Source organism: Loktanella fryxellensis, from assembly GCF_900110065.1.
Classification (GTDB): domain Bacteria; phylum Pseudomonadota; class Alphaproteobacteria; order Rhodobacterales; family Rhodobacteraceae; genus Loktanella; species Loktanella fryxellensis.
The window spans coordinates 1-5,735 of the sequence record NZ_FOCI01000053.1; the positions used below are offsets into that span (position 1 = coordinate 1).

Consider the following 5,735-nt stretch of genomic DNA (forward strand, 5'->3'; position numbering starts at 1 on the left):
GCCCGTTCAGGGCTGAATTGATCCACTGGATCAATTCCGAGACGCCCTTCACCCCGCCGCTGCCATAGCGCCATCATCGCACACGGTGGCACTGCGATCATCCCGATCCGCAAGAACGGTCGGCCATGGAAGGAAGACTGCCCAGCCGCCCGGGCGCGCAATGAAACCCTGCGCGCCACACGTCACTATGGTCGGGCATTCTGGAAGCGGTGGACCGGATGCCACGCCCGCAGCCGCGCCGAAGCCAAGATGCGCTGCCACAAGTCCTTTGGCGAGCGCATCGCTGCAAGGGACCCCGACCACCAGACCGCCGAAATCCACATCCGCGTCGCCCGGATGAACCGCTTCAACGCGCTCGGAACAGCCGAGATCGTCTGCGTTGCCTGAACCTGAAGGGAGAAGGGGCAGTCACGCCTCAGGCAGCCTTTCTGCAACAATGCCTCCTCCCGTGCGCACGGCACATGGCGTGACGGTTGCGTGGGCGCCGGGCCGGATCGGCTGCGTGCTGCCGCTGTGGGCCGGAAAGTGCGCCAAGTCCGCTTTGCGGGCCGCTCGACTGCCAGCCTGCACCGTCCCGACGTGCCGGGCGCACGAGTGTCGTCATTCTAGGTCTGCGCGGGTCGGACGATCGAGTGACGCAGGGGCGACCCGCAGCAGTTGCAACACCGCCGGCGAGACAGGGACGGGCATCGGGCTGCGGTGCCCGGCTGATGTGTTCGTCGATCGACGTCATGCCGTAGTTTTGCACAACGACGCTTGCGCGTCGCCGGTCAGGATGTGCGCGGCGACGGCCCTGTGCTGCTGTCCATCACACACAACATCATGGAACCAAAGCGAAATGGTTACAGGGATCCAAGATCCTGGCGGTGACCGCAGGGGACGGCATTTGCCATAAAGCATACCAGGTCAACTTTTTTTCACACCGATGTCGAAAACTGCAATCATCAATCGTCCTTGGGTCATCGAAACACTGAACATGAGGGACAACCATGATCTTCGACGTGACACCCATCTACGCCTTGCCGGTTTCGGCGATCTACCTTGCGCTGTGGTTCCGCGTGTCCGCGGTCCGCGGGGCCAACAACATCTCGTTCGGCGATGGCGGCAATACGGAATTGCTGCGGCGCATCCGGCAGCACGGCAACTGTGCCGAATGGTCGGCCTTCGTGCTGATCCTGATGATCCTGGCCGAAGGCATGGGCACGCCGCCCGTGTGGCTGCATGCCTCTGGCGTGCTGCTGCTGATCGGGCGCATCGCCCACCCCTTCGGTCTGGTGGCGGGCAATGCGGGCCATCCCCTGCGCTACGTGGGCAACGGCACCAACCTGCTGGCCGCCGTCAACACCATGATCTGCATCGCGATCCACGTCCTCGGCTTCTGATCTATAACGACCCCGCACTGGAACCTGCCTATGGCACGCCCGCCTTCGACGCGATGATGGGCCAGTATTTCGCCGCCAACGAACGGATGAAGGCCGATGGCGTCCTGCTGTCCGGCGAGGGCCTGCAAGGTATCGAGACGGCGACGTCCCTGCGCATCAAGTCCGGCAAGGTGGAAACCATGGACGGCCCGTTCGCCGAGACGCGCGAACATCTGGGGGGCTACTACGTCATCGACGCGCCCGATCTGGATGCGGCGCTGACCTATGCGGCCCTGATCCCGTCGGCAGCCTTCGGCACCATCGAGGTGCGGCCGCTGATGGACTACAACCCGCAGGGCTGAGCCATGCAAGGCACCGCCCCCGGACCGGCCAGTGCGATCGCGGTCGCACAAGCCCTCGACCACGTGATGCGGTGGGACCGGGGGCGGCTGCTGGCGGCCCTGACCGCCAGCCTGCGCAACCTGTCGCTGGCGGAGGAGGTGCTGCAGGAGGCCGCGATCTCGGCGCTGACGCACTGGGGGCGGTCGGGACTGCCGCGTTCCCCGCAGGGCTGGCTGTTGCAGGTGGCGCGGCGCAAGGCCATCGACCGTTTGCGCAGCACCAAACGCGATGGCCAGCGGGCGCAGGCCATCGCCATCCTCGCGGCAGAAGAGGCCGCACCGGAGCCCGACGTGATCCCGGACGAACGCCTGCGCCTGATCTTTGCCTGCTGCCATCCGGCGCTGGAGCTGAAATCGCGCGTCGCATTGACCCTGCGCAGCGTGTGCGGCCTCTCCACGCCGGACATCGCACGCGCCTTCCTCGATGCCGAACCGACGATGGGGCAGCGGTTGAGCCGCGCCAAGGCCAAGATCGCCGCCGCGGGCATCCCCTTTGCGGTGCCGGACGCCGAACAGTGGCCGGCGCGCGTCGATGCGGTGCTGACGACCATCTATCTGATCTTCACCACTGGCTATGTCGCTGGCACGACCGACGGCCGGGACCTGTGCCGAGAGGCGGAGTATCTGATCCGCCTGATCGACCGGTTGCGCCCGGACGATGCCGAGATCGAGGGCGCCCTTGCGATGATGCTGCTGACGGCTGCGCGTCGCGATGCACGCACCGGCACCGATGGCGCGACGCTGCCACCGGGCCTGCAGGACCGCAGCCTGTGGAACCGGACGCAGATCGCCGACGGTCGGGCCGTGTTGGCGCGCGCGATGGCCAGACGGAAACCCGGACCGTATCAGATCAAGGTCGCCATCGCCGATTGCCAGATGGCCGACGGCGGCCCCGACTGGCCGCAGATCGCCATGCTGTACCACATGCTTCTGCAGCATGAGCCGACACCCGTCATCCGGTTGAACCTCGCCGTCGCCGTGGCAGAGGCAGGTCATCCGCGCGAAGGGCTGGGCATGATCGAAGCCCTGACCGGGGATCTGTCGGACTATCAACCCTGGCACGCCGCGCGTGCCTTTCTGCTGATGCGGACCGGCGATCACGGGGCGGCCCGGTGCGCATTCGCGCGGGCCATCGCCTTGGCCCCGACAGCGGCGGACGCGTCGTTCCTGGGCCGCCGATTGCAGGAGCTCGATGCACAGGTGACGTCGTCCACCGGTGAGTAGCAAAACGGTCGAAGGACACGATCAGCGCGACGGTCACCGACAGGTCCGCAGGGTCGGGACATCGCATGATGTGGGCGGCTGGGTCCGTCGCCGCGCCGCCGACCGACACCGGCGATCCGGTCGGCCGCATCGGAGAGTTCGGCAAGCAGGGTGTGGTGACGGTCCGCACGGCAACGCGCCCGGCGGATGTCTGCCGAGACGATTGACGCGGTGCATACCCCGGTGATGAGAGATCTCAACGCGTTCGGCGGGCAACCGGACCGCGGTACGGATGCGTCAGGCGGCCAGAACGACGTGACGGGAACGGACCCGGCAGCGTTGCCGGACCAGCCCCGAACAACGCGGACAGCCAAGGGACGCCCGTGGCAAACGGGGGACGATCAGGGGGCACGTCATGGAACGTGCATTGCCTGTCGTCCGTCGCCCTTGACCTGCACCAACGGTGCTGCGATGCGGTCACGCAAGGCGTCGCGGTGACGCCGCGCAAAGATGATCCGTCGGACCTAGCCTTGCTCCTGTGCCCGTTGTACCGGCACCGGGATGCCGGCATGGGTCGGCAAAAGCAACATGGGACGTCGGGTCCGTCGTGCGCCGGAACGCCGTGAATGACAGAACAATCAGGAGCGAGACATGGAAGAGACGGCCATAACCGGGTTGGCAGCTGACCCGGTGACGACCTGGGTCTGGCTGGCGACGATCGCCGGTATACTCGGGCTCTTTATCTTCGACTTTTTCACCCATGTGCGCAAACCGCACGAACCCACCTTCCGCGAGGCGGGGCTCTGGTCGATCTTCTACATTTCGCTCGCGCTCCTGTTCGGGGTCGGCGTCTGGTATTTGTGGGACCGCCAGCACGGGATCGAGTATTTCGCGGGCTTCATCACAGAGAAGAGCCTGTCGGTGGACAACCTGTTCGTGTTCGTCATCATCATGCGGTCATTCGCGGTGCCGCGCGCCTATCAGCAGAAGGCCCTTCTTATCGGTATCGTCATGGCGCTGGCCATGCGCGGCATCTTCATCGCGCTGGGTGCTGCCGCGATCGAACGTTTCGCCTGGGTGTTCTACATCTTCGGCCTGTTCCTGATCTTCACAGCCTACAAGTTGGCCAAGGAAAGCCTGTCGACCGTCAAGTCGACGGAAGAGGCCTATGAGCCGAACGCCATCATCCTTTACGTCCAGCGCCACCTGCCGACCGTGCCGGACTTCCGGGGCAATGCGCTGACGGTGATCGAGAACGGCAAGCGGTACTTCACGCCGATGTTCATCGTCATCCTCGCCCTCGGCATGACGGATCTGCTCTTCGCGCTCGACTCCATCCCGGCGATCTATGGCCTGACGGATGCACCCTACATCGTCTTCGCGGCCAATGCGTTCGCGCTCTTGGGTCTGCTGCAGCTCTACTTCCTGCTGGGAGGGCTACTCGACCTGCTCGTCTATCTGGGCATCGGGCTGTCGCTGATCCTCGCCTTCATCGGGGGCAAGCTGATCATCCACGCGATGGAGGCGAACACGTTGCCCTTCCTCAACGGCGGGCAACCGATCGAGGGCCTGCCACATATCGAGACGCCATTCTCGCTTACGGTGATCGTCGGCATCCTCGTCGTGACGACGGTGCTGAGCCTGCTGAAGAGCCGCAGCGATGCCCGCAAGCTGTTGGGCATGGACAACAAGAGCGCGTGAGCCCGGAACGACTGGCCCCTCGGGGCCGGTCACACCTGCCGGCGGGAGTATAGCGTTCGACCGGCGCGGCCTTTGACGTGATCATGTGGCGGAGGTGGCTTGGGCCGGCGGCGAGGACGCTGCGACCGTGCGCAGCGGTGATCACATCGCGACACCGATGATCGGTCGATATGCGAAGGGCCCCCGGCGATCGTGTGGACGGGCTGCGCAGAGGCCAATTGTTTGTGAGCTTCACAGGCAGAGACCCGGACACTGGCACCAGGTGACATGCCGTGATGATCCACCAGCAGATGGAACATCAATGGCAATATGAAGGCTGGTACCGGACAAGGGCCGGTCGACACGGATTCGCAATCCGTGCCATGAGCCGATAAAGGTTGGTACCAGCTGCAAGCCGACCTCTTTTGTTCGCGTCGAGCATTCAAGGGATGAGACGTTCCCTGCAAACGCAGATTCGGATATAAAAAGAAGTGGCACGGCACGTGCACGGAACAGCATGCGTCATGTCGAGGACGGATGATTCCCGGTTTTAGTTTCATAACGAGATGATCGACATCGCGGTAAGTGCGTGAGCTGGGCGAGAGACCTTAGGGCGTCGGTTGTTGCGTGCAATCCTGCATCGCCATCCCTTTCAGCGTCGAAAGAGCGCCTTGTTTCGGTTGCACTTCGTTTAGAGGGGCCGCTTTGAGCTGCTGCCGGTTGTGTGGACACGAAGATAAGATCGTGACCATTGAACTGGAGAGTGGATATGGACTCTGTTGCGCAAATCAGCTGACGGACGGTTTTCCCCTTACCCCAGACGGATTTATGCCACTGCCTTTGTGACGGGGATGCCAAGGGCGGTGTAGCCATTCAGGATAGCGATGCGCACCTGGACCTCCGCGACCTGGCGGTCGAAGTCCCGAGCCATCAGCCGCTGGCCCAGCAGCTTTACACAATGCATCTTTGTCTCGACGCGGCTCCGGCGGTGGTATCCGCTCCAGTTCCGCCAGAGCGCCCGACCCAGACACTTCGATGCGCGGAGCGCATCATTCCTGGCTATGGCACCGGCGGTGGTTGGTTCCCATGG

5 protein-coding genes and 2 pseudogenes are annotated in these 5,735 nt (G+C 64.1%); 6 read left to right on the forward strand and 1 reads right to left on the reverse strand.

Annotation, left to right across the window (positions count from 1 at the left end):
* Positions 1 to 54: 54 nt before the first annotated feature.
* The 6 genes and pseudogenes from BMX16_RS16955 to BMX16_RS16975 all read left to right on the forward strand — a co-directional run.
* Positions 55 to 387, forward strand: a pseudogene (locus tag BMX16_RS16955) (IS5/IS1182 family transposase); the annotation flags it as partial.
* A 602-nt stretch (positions 388 to 989) separates the two neighbouring features.
* The gene (locus BMX16_RS16960; protein WP_089905943.1) at positions 990 to 1,382 is read left to right on the forward strand and encodes an MAPEG family protein; all 393 of its coding nucleotides are present in this window, start codon (positions 990 to 992) and stop codon (positions 1,380 to 1,382) included.
* Positions 1,383 to 1,438: 56 nt separating this feature from the next.
* Positions 1,439 to 1,723, forward strand: a complete 285-nt coding sequence (locus tag BMX16_RS16965; RefSeq protein WP_245731741.1) for a YciI family protein — start codon at positions 1,439 to 1,441, stop codon at positions 1,721 to 1,723.
* A gap of 3 nt (positions 1,724 to 1,726) precedes the next feature.
* Positions 1,727 to 2,986 (forward strand): RNA polymerase sigma factor, encoded by a 1,260-nt coding sequence (locus BMX16_RS16970; protein WP_089905945.1) that lies wholly within the window; start codon positions 1,727 to 1,729, stop codon positions 2,984 to 2,986.
* 65 nt (positions 2,987 to 3,051) lie between these two features.
* Positions 3,052 to 3,192: a hypothetical protein gene (locus BMX16_RS17715; protein WP_177174725.1), complete on the forward strand. Its 141-nt coding sequence runs from the start codon at positions 3,052 to 3,054 to the stop codon at positions 3,190 to 3,192.
* Positions 3,193 to 3,616: 424 nt separating this feature from the next.
* Positions 3,617 to 4,666: a TerC/Alx family metal homeostasis membrane protein gene (locus BMX16_RS16975; protein WP_089905947.1), complete on the forward strand. Its 1,050-nt coding sequence runs from the start codon at positions 3,617 to 3,619 to the stop codon at positions 4,664 to 4,666.
* Between the two features lie 805 nt (positions 4,667 to 5,471).
* On the opposite strand, the pseudogene BMX16_RS16980 reads toward BMX16_RS16975, so the two are convergent.
* Positions 5,472 to 5,735, reverse strand: a pseudogene (locus BMX16_RS16980) (IS5/IS1182 family transposase); the annotation flags it as partial.

Bases quoted from the DNA above. Each gene is read 5' to 3' on its own strand.
- BMX16_RS16960 (WP_089905943.1), top strand. From the start codon at position 990: ATGATCTTCGACGTGACACCCATCTACGCCTTGCCGGTTTCGGCGATC.
- BMX16_RS16965 (WP_245731741.1), top strand. From the start codon at position 1,439: ATGGGCCAGTATTTCGCCGCCAACGAACGGATGAAGGCCGATGGCGTC.
- BMX16_RS16975 (WP_089905947.1), top strand. From the start codon at position 3,617: ATGGAAGAGACGGCCATAACCGGGTTGGCAGCTGACCCGGTGACGACC.
- BMX16_RS16970 (WP_089905945.1), top strand. From the start codon at position 1,727: ATGCAAGGCACCGCCCCCGGACCGGCCAGTGCGATCGCGGTCGCACAA.
- BMX16_RS17715 (WP_177174725.1), top strand. From the start codon at position 3,052: ATGATGTGGGCGGCTGGGTCCGTCGCCGCGCCGCCGACCGACACCGGC.